The sequence below is a fragment of the Streptacidiphilus sp. EB103A genome, assembly GCF_041261405.1.
Taxonomy (GTDB): Bacteria; Actinomycetota; Actinomycetes; order Streptomycetales; family Streptomycetaceae; genus Streptacidiphilus.
In genome coordinates, this window is the sequence record NZ_JBGCAQ010000001.1 from 345,029 (window position 1) to 357,771 (window position 12,743).

Genomic DNA, 12,743 nt, shown 5'->3' on the forward strand with positions numbered 1-12,743 from the left:
ATGCGCACTGATCGTCCCTGGTCGCCGGGGCCACGGCTGCTCCGATGGGCCGCCGGGTATCCACGTCGGAACCCGGCGGCCTTCTGCTATCTGCTGCTGCTGGCGGTGGACGCGGCCCTGCTGCGGTGGGTGCTGCCGCAGTCGGACGGTGATCGGCTGCGGCAGGGGATCAGCACCAACCTGGACAACATGGGGCACCATCCGCTGGGCAGCCTGTTCGGCAGTCTGCTGGTGGTCGACCCCGGCGGTGCGCTGAACCTGCTGTTGGTCGTGGTGGTCGGGCTGGCCGTCTGCCTTGCGCTGCTGGAGCGCAGCATCGGGACGCCGCGCGCGGTCGCCCTCGTCCTGGCGGCCCATGTCGGCGCGACCCTGACCACGACCGCGGTGATCGCCGTCGCGGTCGGCGACGGCTCGTATCCGGGCTGGACTCGGCACAGCCTGGACTTCGGCGTGAGCTATGCGTCCATCGCGGCGGTGGCTGCCGTCACCCCGCTGCTGCCGCGCCGGCTGCGGCCCTGGTGGGCCGGGCTCGCGGTGCTGTACCCGCTGTCCCGGGCAGACTGGTACGGCGCGCTGCCCGACTTCACCACGATCGGGCACTGCACCGCGGCGCTGATCGGCCTGGTCTGCGGCTGGATCAGCGGGGTCGGCCGGTCCCGTCCGACGACCGCCGTCGCCGATGGCAGCCATCAGCAGCAGCCGCCGGGCGGCCCGCATACCACCCATGCTGTCCGGCGATGACACCGTGCCTTGTCCCTGGTGATGGCCGCTTCATACGCTGCGCTGCATCGCTGACACTGCTGCTTCCCCTTCAGCACGCCACCCGCCGCAGCAGTTGATGCCACAGCGAACACCCATGAACTGAGCTTGAACCAGACTCAAGGGAGAGTCCCCACGATGACCGCAACTCCCGCCCCTTCCCCGCCGTCGGCCGTCCCCGCCCCCCGCCGTCGTCGCCCTTCGCGGATCGCCGGCGCTCTCTGTGCTGCGACTGTGCTCGCGTTCACGGCTGCGGGGTGCAGCAGTTCGACGACGACCACAGCGAGCAGCGGGTCCTCGGGGGGCAGCAGCTCGACCGGGTCGACCGGCAGTTCGTCCTGCGGGACCGTTCCCACCGAGTCGTTCAAGGACACCGCAGGTCTGGTCAAGGCGCTGGGGGCGCAGTACGAGGCCGCGTACAGCGGTTACTCGGGCACCGTCCAGGCGAGCAAGTGGGCCAGCTGGAAGCCGAGCAAGACCAGCGGGTTCACCATCGGCATATCCGAGTCGCAGCTCAGCAACCCGTATCAGACGCTGATCAACACCTCGCTGCAGCAGTACCTGAAGGCCGACGGTTACAAGGTCATCGACCTGGTCTCCAGCAACGAGGTGACCAGCCAGATCGCCCAGTTCAACCAACTGATCACCGACAAGGTCGATCTGATCATCTATCAGCCGCTGGCCTCCGGCTTCGAGTCGGTGGTCGACAAGGCCGCGGCGGCGGGCATCCCGTCCATCTCGATGCTCAACAACGTGGTGGACGCCAACACCGTCAACGTGGTCCCCAACTCCTTCGCCGCCGGTGAGGCGCAGGCCGCCGCTGTCGCCAAGATCATGGGCGGCAAGGGCACCGTCCTGGGGGTGCACGGCATCAAGGGCGTGCCGATCGACACCGACTCCTTCAACGGCGCCAAGGCGGCGCTGGCGCTGTGCTCGGGGATCACCCTGGACGACTCGATCTACACCGACTTCTCGCCCACCACAGCGCAGACCAGCGTCCAGCAGTACCTCGCCGCCAACCCCACCAAGACCATCGGCGGCGTGCTGGAGGGCGGCCCGATGACCACCGGCATCATCTCGGCCTTCCAGAAGTCCGGCGTCACCGTCCCGACGATCGCCGACAACGGCCTGACCACGGGCGGCGTCGCGTACTGGACCGCCAACCAGAGCAAGTACCAGGGCGTCGGCCTGTACAACCCGGGTGACGGACTGGCGCAGGCGGTGGCCCAGGTCGCGAAGAACATGCTGGACGGCAAGGGCGTCAAGGTCTCCGACATCGTCATCGACCCGCCGCTGGTGACCAGCAGCAATGTGTCGAGCTTCAGCAAGTCGACCTTCAAGGTCGGCGACGCCTCGACGGTCACCGCCGCCGACGTCAACCAGCCCTTTGCGACCAGCGCCTACATCGACGGCTTCTTCGGCCAGTAGCCGCCGATCCGGCACGCCTCCGCAGGGCAGCAGTGAGTCGACAGGCAAGGAGTGGTGCGTTGAACGAGCAGAGCCAGGCGGGGGGCCGGCCGGAGCGCGAGGCGGTGCTGGAAGCCGTCGGACTCGCCAAGGCATTCGGGGCGACCAGGGCCTTGCGGTCCTGCTCGCTCCGGCTGCCGGCCGGTGAGGTGCATGCGCTGATGGGGGAGAACGGCTCGGGGAAGAGCACTCTGGTGAAGATCCTCACCGGCGTGCACACCCCGGACTCCGGCACCCTCACGGTCGGCGGTCGGGCGGTCCGCTTCGGCGGTCCGGCGGCGGCGATCAAGGCCGGAGTGATGGCCGTCTACCAGGAGGTCCTGGTGGTCGGACCGCGCTCGGTGCTGGAGAACGTCTGGCTCGGCGCGGACGGGGTCTTCCGGCGCAGGGTCGCCGAGGCCGACAAGCGCAGCCTGGCGTCCGCGCTGCTGGGGGAGCTGCTGGAGCAGGTGCCCGACCTGGACACCCCGGTCGAGCAGCTGTCCCTCAGCGACCGCCAGGCCTGCGGAATCGCCCGCGCCCTGGTGCGCGACCCCAGGGTGCTGATCCTGGACGAGGCCACCAGCGCCCTGGACGTCGCCACCCGGGACCGGCTGTTCCAGGCCATCGCCCGACGCAAGGCGGACGGCATGTCCGTGCTGTTCGTCTCGCACCGGATGGACGAGGTGGACGCCATCGCCGACCGGGTGTCGGTGCTGCGCTCCGGCGAGTCCGTGGTCAGCCTGGACGCGGCCCAGGCAACCACGGCCGAGCTGGTGCGGCTGATGACCGGCTCGGAGCACCTCGGCGGATCGGTCGCGGCCGACGTCGCCGAACGGCAGCTCGACCCGGGCGCGCCGGTGCTGCTGCGGGCCCATGGGGTGCGGCTGCACCCCGGTGCCGAGCCGGTCGACTTCGAGCTGCGGGCCGGGGAGGTGGTCGGCCTGGCCGGTCTGGAGGGCCATGGACAGGACGCCTTCATCAGGGCCCTCTGGGAGGGACCCCCGGGCGAGGGCTCGGTGCTCCGCACCGTGGCCGACGCGGAGACGCCGATCCGCTCCGAGCGGCAGGCCGCGGCCGCCGGCATCGGCTACGTTCCGCGCGACCGCAGGGCCGAGGCGCTGTTCGGGACCATGTCCGTGCGGGAGAACTTCAGCGCGGCGACGCTGCGTCAGGACCGCCGCTCCGGACTGCTCTCGCGCAGGGCCGCGCAGGCCCGGTTCGCCCCCTACCGGAGCGCGCTGAAGATCCGGATGGGCCGGGGGTCCGACCCGATCACCACCCTGTCCGGCGGAAACCAGCAGAAGGTGGTGATCGCCCGCTGGCTGGCCCGCGATCCGCAGGTGCTGCTGCTCAACGACCCCACCCGTGGTGTCGACATCGGCGCCAAGCGCGACATCTACGCGCTGCTGGCCGAACTGACGGCCCGTGGCGTCGCGGTGGTCATGCTGTCGACCGAGGTCGACGAGCACATCGAGCTGATGGACCGGGTCCTGGTCTTCCGCGAGGGCGCGCTGTCGGCGACCCTGACCCGGTCCGAACTGACCAGGCAGTCGCTGGTCGCCGCCTTCTTCGGCCGGACCGTCGCCGACGGCGCCCTCGACGGCCCTGACGGCAGCGCCGCCGAGAGCGCCCTCGATGGCCCTGACGGCAGCTCCGCCTCCTCCGCACTCACACCGGACGGTGCCGCATGACCGCCCTCGCCTCCTTCCGGGCCCTGCTCGCCCGGCGTCCGTACGCCTTCGCCGCACTGCTCACGGTCACCCTGCTGGTGATCGACATCGCGGTGCAGCCGGCCTTCGCCGCCGTCTCCAACTGGCCCACCGTACTGGCCTCCTTCGCCCCGCTGGCCTGCGCGGCGATGGCCAGCACCCCGGCGATCCTCTCCGGGGGCGGCGGGATCGACATCTCCATCGGCCCGGCGCTGACCCTGGTCAACATCGTCATCGTCGCCGACCTGCTGCCCAACGGGCTGACCTCACCGTTCGTCGTGGTGCCGATCTGCCTGGCCATCGGCGCCGCCATCGGCGCGCTCAACGGCTTCATGGTCGCGGTCCTGCGCTTCCAGCCGGTGGTGGCCACCTTGTGCGCCAACATCGTCATCGGCGGCCTGGCCACCCAGGTCCAGGGCGGCTCGGTCCCCACCGGCAGCACCTGGTGGACCAAGGACCTGGCGGGTTCCTTCGGCCCGGTCCCCGGCGCGCTGCTGACCATCGGCGCGCCCCTGCTGATCTGGGCGCTGCTCGCCCGCACGCCCTTCATCAAGGCTCTCTACGCGGTGGGCGGCGACGACGCGACGGCCTACTCCGCCGGGATGAACGTCCCGGTGGTGCGGATAGCGGCCTACGCCCTCGGCGGGCTCTACGCGGCGGTCGCCGGGCTGGCCCTGATGTCCCTGATCAGCGAGGGCGCCGCCAGCATGGCCACCCAGTACACCTTGCTCGCCATCGCCTCGGTGGCGCTCGGCGGCACGGCGCTGAGCGGCGGACGCGGCTCCCTGGTGGGGTCGCTGCTGGGCGCGGGGAGCATCTACCTGATCAACAACCTGCTCAATGAAGTCAATGTGTCCACCCTGTGGTCCACCGCGATCTACGGGGCGCTGCTGCTCTTCGCCGTGGTCGTCGGAGCGGTGCTGACCAACACCCGCCGGAGGGCCGCATGAGCGACACCGCGCTGACCGACACCGCCGTCCCGGAAGCCGCCGAGAGTCGGGCCCCGCTGCTCGCACAGCTCTCGGACTGGCAGCGCCGCTTTCCGCTGCTGCAGATCGCCGCCCTGGTCGCGCTGTACGCGTACGGGCTCGGCACCGTCGACGGCTTCGGCTCGCACCGGGTGCTGTACGCGATCCTGATCAACGCCTCGCTGCTCGGACTGGCCGGCGCCGGACAGACCATCGTGGTGCTGGTCGGCGGCATCGACTTCTCCATCGCCGCCTTCATCTCCGCCGGGGACGTGATCATCGCCGAACTGTGCGGCACCTATCACTGGTCGGTGCCGGCCGCGGCTGCGGTCGCCCTGGCCGTGGGAGCGGCCGGCGGACTGGTCAACGGGCTGCTCTCGCACCGGTTCAAGGTCGAACCGCTGATCGTCACACTGGGCGTGAGCGCACTGGTCTCCGGGCTGCTGCTCAAGTGGATCAACGGCGCCGCCACCGGGGTCACCCCCGCCTGGCTCGGCGACCTCACCGCCGCCAACGGCAGCACCTTCGGGCTCGCCATCCCCCCGGTGGTGCTGATCTGGGCGCTGGTCGCGCTGGTCATCGGCCTGGTGCTGACCCGGACCAGGGCCGGACGCAACCTCTACCTCACCGGGGTGAACCAGCGGGCCGCCAAGCTGGCCCTGGTCCGCGTCAGCAGGACCTGGATCTGCGCCTATGTCGCCAGCGCGGTGCTGGCGACCTGCGTCGGCATCCTGCTGGCCGGGTACTCGGGATCGGGCAACGTCACCGTCGGCGACCCCTACCTGTTCCAGTCCCTGGCCGCGGTGATCGTCGGCGGCACCATGTTCGGCGGACGCGGCGACTACTGGCGCACCGTCCTCGGCGCGCTGGTGCTGTCCGTGGTCGCGCTGCTGCTCAGCGCCGCCCAACTGCCCTCCGCCGAACAGCAGATGGTCACCGGCGGACTGATCCTCGCCGTGGTCGGCCTGTACGGGCGCGAGCGCCGCCTGCGCGACCGCATCTGACACCTCATCACCCGAACTTCCAGGTACCCGCACCTGGACAACTGACCTGCCGTCATAACCGACGGCGCCGGCCAGTCATTTCGTGCTGCGCCGGTACGGACGACAAAGGAGTTGTTCATGACCTTCTCCACCCGCACCAGCCGGGTATCGCGACGATCGATCATCGTCGCCGGATCGGCGGCAGCAGGCGCGCTGCTGCTCAACCCGGTCACCGCCGTCGCCGCCCCGAGCGCGGTGACCGGCACGAGCGGTCGCGAGCTGACCGTCGGGGCCGGCGAGTCCCTGACCGTCTCCACCACGACCAGGCTCAGCCGCCTCACCATCGCCTCCGGCGGCTCGCTGGCCGCCCCGGACGGCTACAACCTGTCGCTGACCGTGGACGGCGTGGAGACCGGGCAGCTGCTGACCGCGACCGGCGGAACCATCACCAAGATCCAGCCCGGCGTCTACCGCGGCGACGTCGTCCTCACCGTGGCCCTGGCCAACCCGGTCGCCTTCGGCAGCCTCACCTTCCCGTTCCGCCAGGCCCTGTACGTGGACGCCGACGGCGTCTCCCGGACCAAGTCCGTGCTGGCCGGCGTGGTCGGCGGCCAGGTCACCGACGCCTACGCCCGGAACATCCGGTTGGCCTCCACCGGCGAGGCATACAACGGCGTCTACGTCGCGGGCGGCTCCTACACCCTGCGCAGCCCCAGCATCGCCTTCGACGGCAACGGCCGCTGCGACTTCGTCGGCTACGGCGCGGCGCTGGTCGCCACCGGCACCTCGACCACGCTGGTCGTCGAGGACGCCACCATCTCCAACCACGGCGCGGTGCGCACCGCGGTCATCGCCGACGGCGGCAGCAACGTCATCGTCAAGAACTCGACGATCCAGGTCAAGGACGGCGTCCTGCCGTCCGACTACCAGTCCACCGTCGACACCTCGGTGATGGAGTCGGCGCCCTGGATGCTCAGCATCGGCGGCAACGTCCGGGCCACCAACCTGCTGGGCACGTCCACCCGTGCCTCGTACATCAACTCCACCGTGGAGTCGGAGAACTGGGGTGCCCTCTCCACCGACAACGGCCAGAACGGCACCCTGACCGCCATCAACTGCCGTGTCGCCAACACCGGCGACGCCGGCGGCTACGGCTCCTACGCCATCGGCAACGCCACCGAGAACTTCCTCGGCTGCCGGTTCGACGTGGCAACGTACGCCACCATCAACCGCGGTGGCACGGTCTACTACGCCGACAGCACCCGCGCGGCCGTCGCCGCCCTCAACACCAGCCTGGAGCTGGGCCTCAGCGCCCGCGAGCTCGCGGCGATCCCGGTGCGCAACACCGTCATCAACTCCAAGCGCTTCGGCGTGATGTGGCACGGCGCCGGCAACGTCGACATCAGCGGCGGCACGGTGCTCAACTCGCGTACCTCGACCTTCCTGGACAAGGGCCAGCAGGTCTCCATCACCGTGGACGGCTCGGGCGGCGCACAGCTCAACCCGGGCAACGGGATCATCGTCCAGGTCATGGAGAACGACGACCCGGGCCCGCAGATGGTCAACGGCGTGCTGCTCAACACCGGCATCTACTACGAGCCCACGACGGCCGCCACCAAGGACTCCACCTTCGACCCCACTGCCGCCCACAGCACGGACGCGGTCGCGTCCTTCACCGACATCCGACTCAAGGGCGACTTCTACAACGGCATGCGGGGCGGCCTCAACCTGGTGCTCACCTTCACCCGCAGCCAGGTCGAGGGCACCATATCGGCGACCACCACCAAGCACCACGTCGACACCATCGGCGCGGACCAGTACCTGCAGCTCGGCGAGGTCACCAACACGACCGCCGCCGCCGTCAACAACGGCGTCATCGTCACCCTCGCCACCGGCTCCCGCTGGACCGTCACCGGCACGTCCTACCTCACCAAGCTCACCCTCGCGGCAGACGCCGCCGTGGCGGGCGCGGGCGGCCGCAAGGTCACCATGACGGTGGACGGCGTCGCCACGGCCATCACCGCCGGCAGCAGCTACAGCGGCGCGATCGTCGTCGAGGCGCAGTAGCGAAGTCGCAAGGCGCACACGTTCCACGGGGCCCGACCTGTGCTCAGCAGTCGGGCCCCGTCCAGAGCGGCCGGTCAGATTGCGACGACGGTCACCATGCTTTCCAAGCCTTTGAAGTCCTCGGCATTGCGAGTGAACAGGGGAAGTCCCCGCACCGAGGCGACGGCAGCGATCATGAGATCCATCTTGCGGGGGCGGGGGTCACGACACGCGGCGATGGTGAGCGATACCAGCGTGCCGTAGCGGGCCGCAGCGTCGCCGTCGAACGGCAGTGGATCGAAGTCGGCGACGGCTGCGCCGAGCTTTTCCATGCGCGTCGCCCGACTCACTGGATCCTTGGCCATGGCCACCCCCTGCTGCAGCTCGGCCAGCGTGACGGCCGTGAGCTCAGGGACGGCCGGCAGAACTGCCGGATCGAGCAGGTCGAGGTCGATATAGGCGCAGGTGTCGAGGACACCGGAAGGGTGACGGTCAGCCACGGCTGCGCTCCCACGGGTCGTCGTCGCCGACACGTTCCTCGGTGCCGAAGAACTCGTCCGCTTCCTGACGCATGCGTGCGTAGTCCACCCGCGGCAACTTGCGGTGCCGCGCCACCAACTCCTCCGCACTCAGACGTCGCCTGCGGTGTATCGGGCGCAGCTCGGCGACCTCCGTGCCGTTCCGGGTGATGTGGTAGATCTCACCCGCTTCGACAGCGTCCATGACGGCGGCGGAGTTGTTGCGGAAATCACGCTGAGTGATGGTCTTCATGCTCGCAGTGTAGCGCGCCGTGTCTCATTGGGCTACATTAGCAGGGGTAGGGGCGTGACGGTGGACGGCGTCACCACGGAAGCCGCACGGGGCGCGAACGTTGTCCGGGGCCTGGCCTGCGGCCAGCAGCCGGGCCCTTTGCGTGGCGGGGTGGCGCCCCACGCGTGCAATGGCAACGCCCGTGCCGCGACCTTGCCCACCGTCTCCCGGGCTCCGCCCGGAAAGAGGGCGCTTCGCGCCGGCAACTGGGGCGGGGGTGGGCTGCTCCGGTGCGGAGCGTTTCGCGGTGGTGGTGGGGAGCGCCCCACGCTTGCAACGGCAGCGTGTGGTGGGGCGAGTCGGCCGCCGTTTCCCGGGCTCCGCCCGGAAAGATGCGGCTTCCTCCCCAAGCACTTCGTGCAGGGGATACCCCATGCGCGACAGGGGCCGGGGGCGGCTCGGTCCGGCGCGGAGCGTGCGGCGGGGGCGCGGGGCGGGGCTTTCGCGCCCGCCGTTCGGGTGGTTGGGGAAGTCCAGCCTCGCCTTGGGGAGTGCTGGGCTCGCTTAGCGTGTCGGATCTACCCCAGGGTGAGCCTGGACTTCCCCAACAACCCCATCCGTGGGCCATTCGAGCGGTTTGGCGGGCTGCTGGGGGGAGTTGCAACCACGCTGGGTGCCGTAGCAACCATATATGGGTGTAATTCACCCCAGCGTGGTTGTAACTCCCCCCAGCACGGGCAATCCGGCTCGGAGAAACGTTTCTGCAGCCCCGGCGCCGGCGCGCACCCAGCGACGCACGCCCCGCCGACCGCCCCGCTCGTCGTGGTTGCCGCGAGGCGGAGCCGAGCCACCGCAGCCCGGGACCGACCATCGCGCCCCACGGAGGCGACGGACGGTCAGCGGGAGCGAGCGCGCATGGGTGAGTCGGGCGCTGGAAGGGGGCTCGGTCGCGGACGGATTCCGCTGCGGCGACTACGGTGCTCCCCGCCCCCAACCCGCCCCCTCACGCCGGGGCGATCATGCCCGCCGACAGGTCGATGTCGGCGCCGCAGAGGCCGGGCATGGTGAGCATGGCGATGAGTGCGGTGGCGACCTCGTGGTTCTCGACGAGGCGGCCGAGGGCGGCGCGGGAGGCGAAGGCGTGTTCGGCGGCTTCCGGGGTGGTGCCGGTGAGTTCGGCTTCCAGGCGGAAGTTGCGGGCCATGCGGGGGCCGTGGATCGGGCCGGGGGAAAGGGAGTTGACGGCCACTCCGCTGGGGCCGACTTCGCCGGCGAGGGTGCGGGTGAGGCCGAGTAGCGCCATCTTCGAGGCGGTGTACGGGGTGCGGTTGAGTAGCGGGCGCTTGCCGCTGACGGAGGCGACGTTGACGATGTCGCCGCGTCCCGCCGCCAGCATCGGTGGCAGGAACGTCCGGCAGAGCAGATAGACACCTCGGACGTTGGCCGCGAAAACCTCGTCCCACTCGTCGGGTTCGACGTCGACGAGGGGTTTGACCGGTCCGGCGATGCCCGCGTTGTTGACCAGGATGGAGACGTTTTCGTCGTTGCGGAGGGTGTCGGCGAGGGCAGCTACGGAGGCCGGGTCGGAGACGTCGGCGAGCGCGATACGTCCTGTGCCTCGGTCCGCCTTGTCGACCTCGGCCAGGGTCTCCGCCAGCGTCACCGGATTGCGGCCCACCAGGAGGACCCGTACCCCCGCGGCGGCCAGCGCCAGCGAGAAGGCGCGGCCGAGCGGGCCGCCCGCGCCGGTGACCAGCGCGGTGCGGCCCGCCAGGGTGGAAGCGGCGCTCACAGCTCGGCCCAGGGGAGAGCGTCGCCGGCGGCCTGGGCTGCGCGGAGGTCGCCGGAGCGGGCGTGGCCCTCGAAGAGCTCCACCCTCGCCGCGCGCCCGCACAGCCGTCCCAGCAGGGCCTGCGAGGAGGGGTTGGTGACCTCCTGGTAGGTGACTGTCTTCAGGTACTTGCCCACCCACAACCCGCCCGTGTACCGCGCCGCGCCCCTGGTCGGCAGCACGTGGTTGGTGCCGATCACCTTATCGCCGAAGGACACGCAGGTGCCCTCGCCCAGGAACAGCGCGCCGTACTGGGTCATCCGTTCCAGCGCCTCGCGCGGGTTCGCGGTCAGTACCTCCACATGCTCAAAGGCGAAGGCGTCCGCCAGCTCGTAGAGCTCGTCCATCGAGTCCACCACGATGACCTGGCCGTGGTCGCGCCACGCTGGGGCGGCGAAGTCCTTGGTCGGCAGGTTCGGGAGCAGCCGCTCCACCTCGGCGACGGTCGCCTCCGCGATCTCCCGGGAGGTGGTGATCAGGACGGCGGGGGAGTCCGGGCCGTGCTCGGCCTGGGAGAGCAGGTCCACCGCGCAGGTGAACGGGTCGGCTTCGTCGTCCGCCAGGACCAGGATCTCCGTCGGCCCGGCGAACAGGTCGATGCCGATCTGTCCGAACAACTGCCGCTTCGCCTCCGCGACATAGGCGTTGCCGGGGCCGGCGATCAGGTTGACCGGCTGCATGGTGTCGGTGCCGACGGCCATCGCGGCCACCGCCTGCACCCCGCCCAGCAGCCAGATCTCGTCCGCGCCGGCCAGGTGCGCCGCGGCCACGGTCGCGGCGGGGATCTCGCCGCGGATCGGAGGGGTGCAGGCCACCACCCGCGGGACCCCGGCGACCTTGGCGGTGACGATGGTCATGTGCGCCGAGGCGGTCAGCGGGTAGCGGCCGCCGGGGATGTACGCGCCTGCGGCCTGCACCGGGATGTGCTTCTGGCCGAGCCGCACGCCCGGCAGCGTCTCCACCTCGAACTCGCCCATGGAGGCGAGCTGGTGCTGCGCGAAGCCGCGCACCTGGTCCTGGACGAAGCGGATGTCCTCGATGACCTGGTCCGGGACGGTGGCGATGATCTCGGCAACCTGTTCGGCCGAGAGCCGGAAGGACTCCGGGGACCAGTTGTCGAACTTCTCGGAGTACGCACGGACCGCCGCGTCACCGCGCTCGCGGATGTCGGCTATCACGCCGGTGACGGTCGCGCGCACCGCGTCCAGGTCGGCGGCGACGCTCTCCTTGGAGACGGCGTGCTTGATAACGGTCTGTGCCATGGTGGTGGCCTTTCAGGAGAGGCAGGGGCAATGAGATTGACGGTGAGTCAGACAGGCGGGGCGGTGAAGAGCACGTCGGGGTCGTTGAACTGCTCCTTGGCCACCGACTCGCTCATCGGGTCGGCAGTGCCCCACTGGTCCTGCACGATCGGGTCGTCCACGTCGTGCCGGCCCGGATGCCACAGGTCCTCGTCCAGGACGGTCAGCTCGGTGGTGTACTCGACGGTGTTGCCGTGCGGGTCGTGGAAGTAGGAGAAGGTGTTGTCCCCGGCCAGGTGGCGGCCGGGGCCCCAGGTCAGCCGGGTTCCGGCGCGCAGCGCGCGGCCGGTGCCGCGCATGTACTCCTCGACGCCGCGCATCTCGAACGAGACATGGTGCAGCGACACATGCGGGCCGCGGGCGATGGCGAAGCTGTGGTGCAGCCTGCTGCAGCGCATGAAGTACATCAGGTCGCCCATATGGGTCGAGTACAGCGTGTCGGTGAGCCGGAACCCCAGGTGGCGGGCGTAGAAGTCGCGGAGCAGTTCCGGCTGCTGGGAGTTGACGACGCAGTGGGAGAGCCGGACCGGGACGGCCTCGCGCTCCTCGATCCTGCGGTGGGCACGGGTGGCGACGTCCGCCGAGACCTCGACCACCCGTCCGTCCGGGTCGAAGAAACGCAGGCCGTAGCCGCCGCCGGGGGTGTCCATCAGGCCGGGCTCGCGCACCAGTTGTACGCCCGCCGCGATCAGCTCGGTGGCCAGCCGGTCCACGTCGGCGGTGCTGCCCGCGCCGAAGGCGACCAGATCCATGCGCTTCTGCTGGTCGCGGCGGACTCGGACCACGTACTGCTCGGGGCTGCCCTCGGCCGCGAAGAAGGCCAGTCCCTTGTCGTCGGCCACCTCGGTGAGGCCCCAGGTGTCGCGGAAGAAGGTCCGCTGCCGGTCGAAGTCCGGGACGGCGAGGTCGACATGGCGCAGATGGGTGATGGGTTGGAAGGTCATCTC

11 protein-coding genes are annotated in these 12,743 nt (G+C 70.4%); 6 read left to right on the plus strand and 5 right to left on the minus strand.

The window, feature by feature from the left end:
- The 6 genes from ABH941_RS01515 to ABH941_RS01540 all read left to right on the plus strand — a co-directional run bounded on the left by ABH941_RS01515 (nucleotide 1) and on the right by ABH941_RS01540 (nucleotide 7,935).
- Nucleotides 1–741, plus strand: coding sequence for a rhomboid-like protein (locus ABH941_RS01515; RefSeq protein ID WP_370126669.1), 741 nt, complete (start codon nucleotides 1–3; stop codon nucleotides 739–741).
- 252 nt (nucleotides 742–993) lie between these two features.
- Entirely contained in the window at nucleotides 994–2,187 is a 1,194-nt protein-coding gene (locus ABH941_RS01520) for a substrate-binding domain-containing protein (protein ID WP_370126670.1), read from the plus strand.
- Between the two features lie 59 nt (nucleotides 2,188–2,246).
- Nucleotides 2,247–3,899 carry a sugar ABC transporter ATP-binding protein gene (locus ABH941_RS01525; protein WP_370126671.1) on the plus strand — a complete coding sequence of 551 codons (1,653 nt, stop codon included), beginning with the start codon at nucleotides 2,247–2,249 and terminating at the stop codon, nucleotides 3,897–3,899.
- On the plus strand, nucleotides 3,896–4,867 hold the full coding sequence (locus ABH941_RS01530) for an ABC transporter permease (RefSeq protein WP_370126672.1): 972 nt from the start codon (nucleotides 3,896–3,898) through the stop codon (nucleotides 4,865–4,867). The genes ABH941_RS01525 and ABH941_RS01530 overlap by 4 nt, the downstream gene beginning before the upstream one ends.
- Entirely contained in the window at nucleotides 4,864–5,889 is a 1,026-nt protein-coding gene (locus ABH941_RS01535) for an ABC transporter permease (RefSeq protein WP_370126673.1), read from the plus strand. Before ABH941_RS01530 ends, ABH941_RS01535 begins: the two co-directional genes overlap by 4 nt.
- A gap of 117 nt (nucleotides 5,890–6,006) precedes the next feature.
- Complete coding sequence (locus ABH941_RS01540; RefSeq protein ID WP_370126674.1) at nucleotides 6,007–7,935, plus strand: hypothetical protein; 1,929 nt, start codon at nucleotides 6,007–6,009, stop codon at nucleotides 7,933–7,935.
- A 74-nt stretch (nucleotides 7,936–8,009) separates the two neighbouring features.
- Here the strand turns inward: ABH941_RS01540 and ABH941_RS01545 are convergent, their stop codons facing one another.
- The 5 genes from ABH941_RS01545 to ABH941_RS01565 all read right to left on the minus strand — a co-directional run bounded on the left by ABH941_RS01545 (nucleotide 8,010) and on the right by ABH941_RS01565 (nucleotide 12,740).
- Nucleotides 8,010–8,414, minus strand: a complete 405-nt coding sequence (locus ABH941_RS01545; protein WP_370126675.1) for a type II toxin-antitoxin system VapC family toxin — start codon at nucleotides 8,412–8,414, stop codon at nucleotides 8,010–8,012.
- Entirely contained in the window at nucleotides 8,407–8,685 is a 279-nt protein-coding gene (locus tag ABH941_RS01550) for a type II toxin-antitoxin system Phd/YefM family antitoxin (protein WP_370126676.1), read from the minus strand. The genes ABH941_RS01545 and ABH941_RS01550 overlap by 8 nt, the downstream gene beginning before the upstream one ends.
- A gap of 982 nt (nucleotides 8,686–9,667) precedes the next feature.
- Nucleotides 9,668–10,456, minus strand: coding sequence for an SDR family NAD(P)-dependent oxidoreductase (locus tag ABH941_RS01555; protein ID WP_370126677.1), 789 nt, complete (start codon nucleotides 10,454–10,456; stop codon nucleotides 9,668–9,670).
- Nucleotides 10,453–11,757 carry a histidinol dehydrogenase gene (gene hisD, locus ABH941_RS01560; protein ID WP_370126678.1) on the minus strand — a complete coding sequence of 435 codons (1,305 nt, stop codon included), beginning with the start codon at nucleotides 11,755–11,757 and terminating at the stop codon, nucleotides 10,453–10,455. Before hisD ends, ABH941_RS01555 begins: the two co-directional genes overlap by 4 nt.
- Nucleotides 11,758–11,804: 47 nt before the next feature.
- Entirely contained in the window at nucleotides 11,805–12,740 is a 936-nt protein-coding gene (locus tag ABH941_RS01565) for a VOC family protein (RefSeq protein ID WP_370126679.1), read from the minus strand.
- Nucleotides 12,741–12,743: the final 3 nt, after the last annotated feature.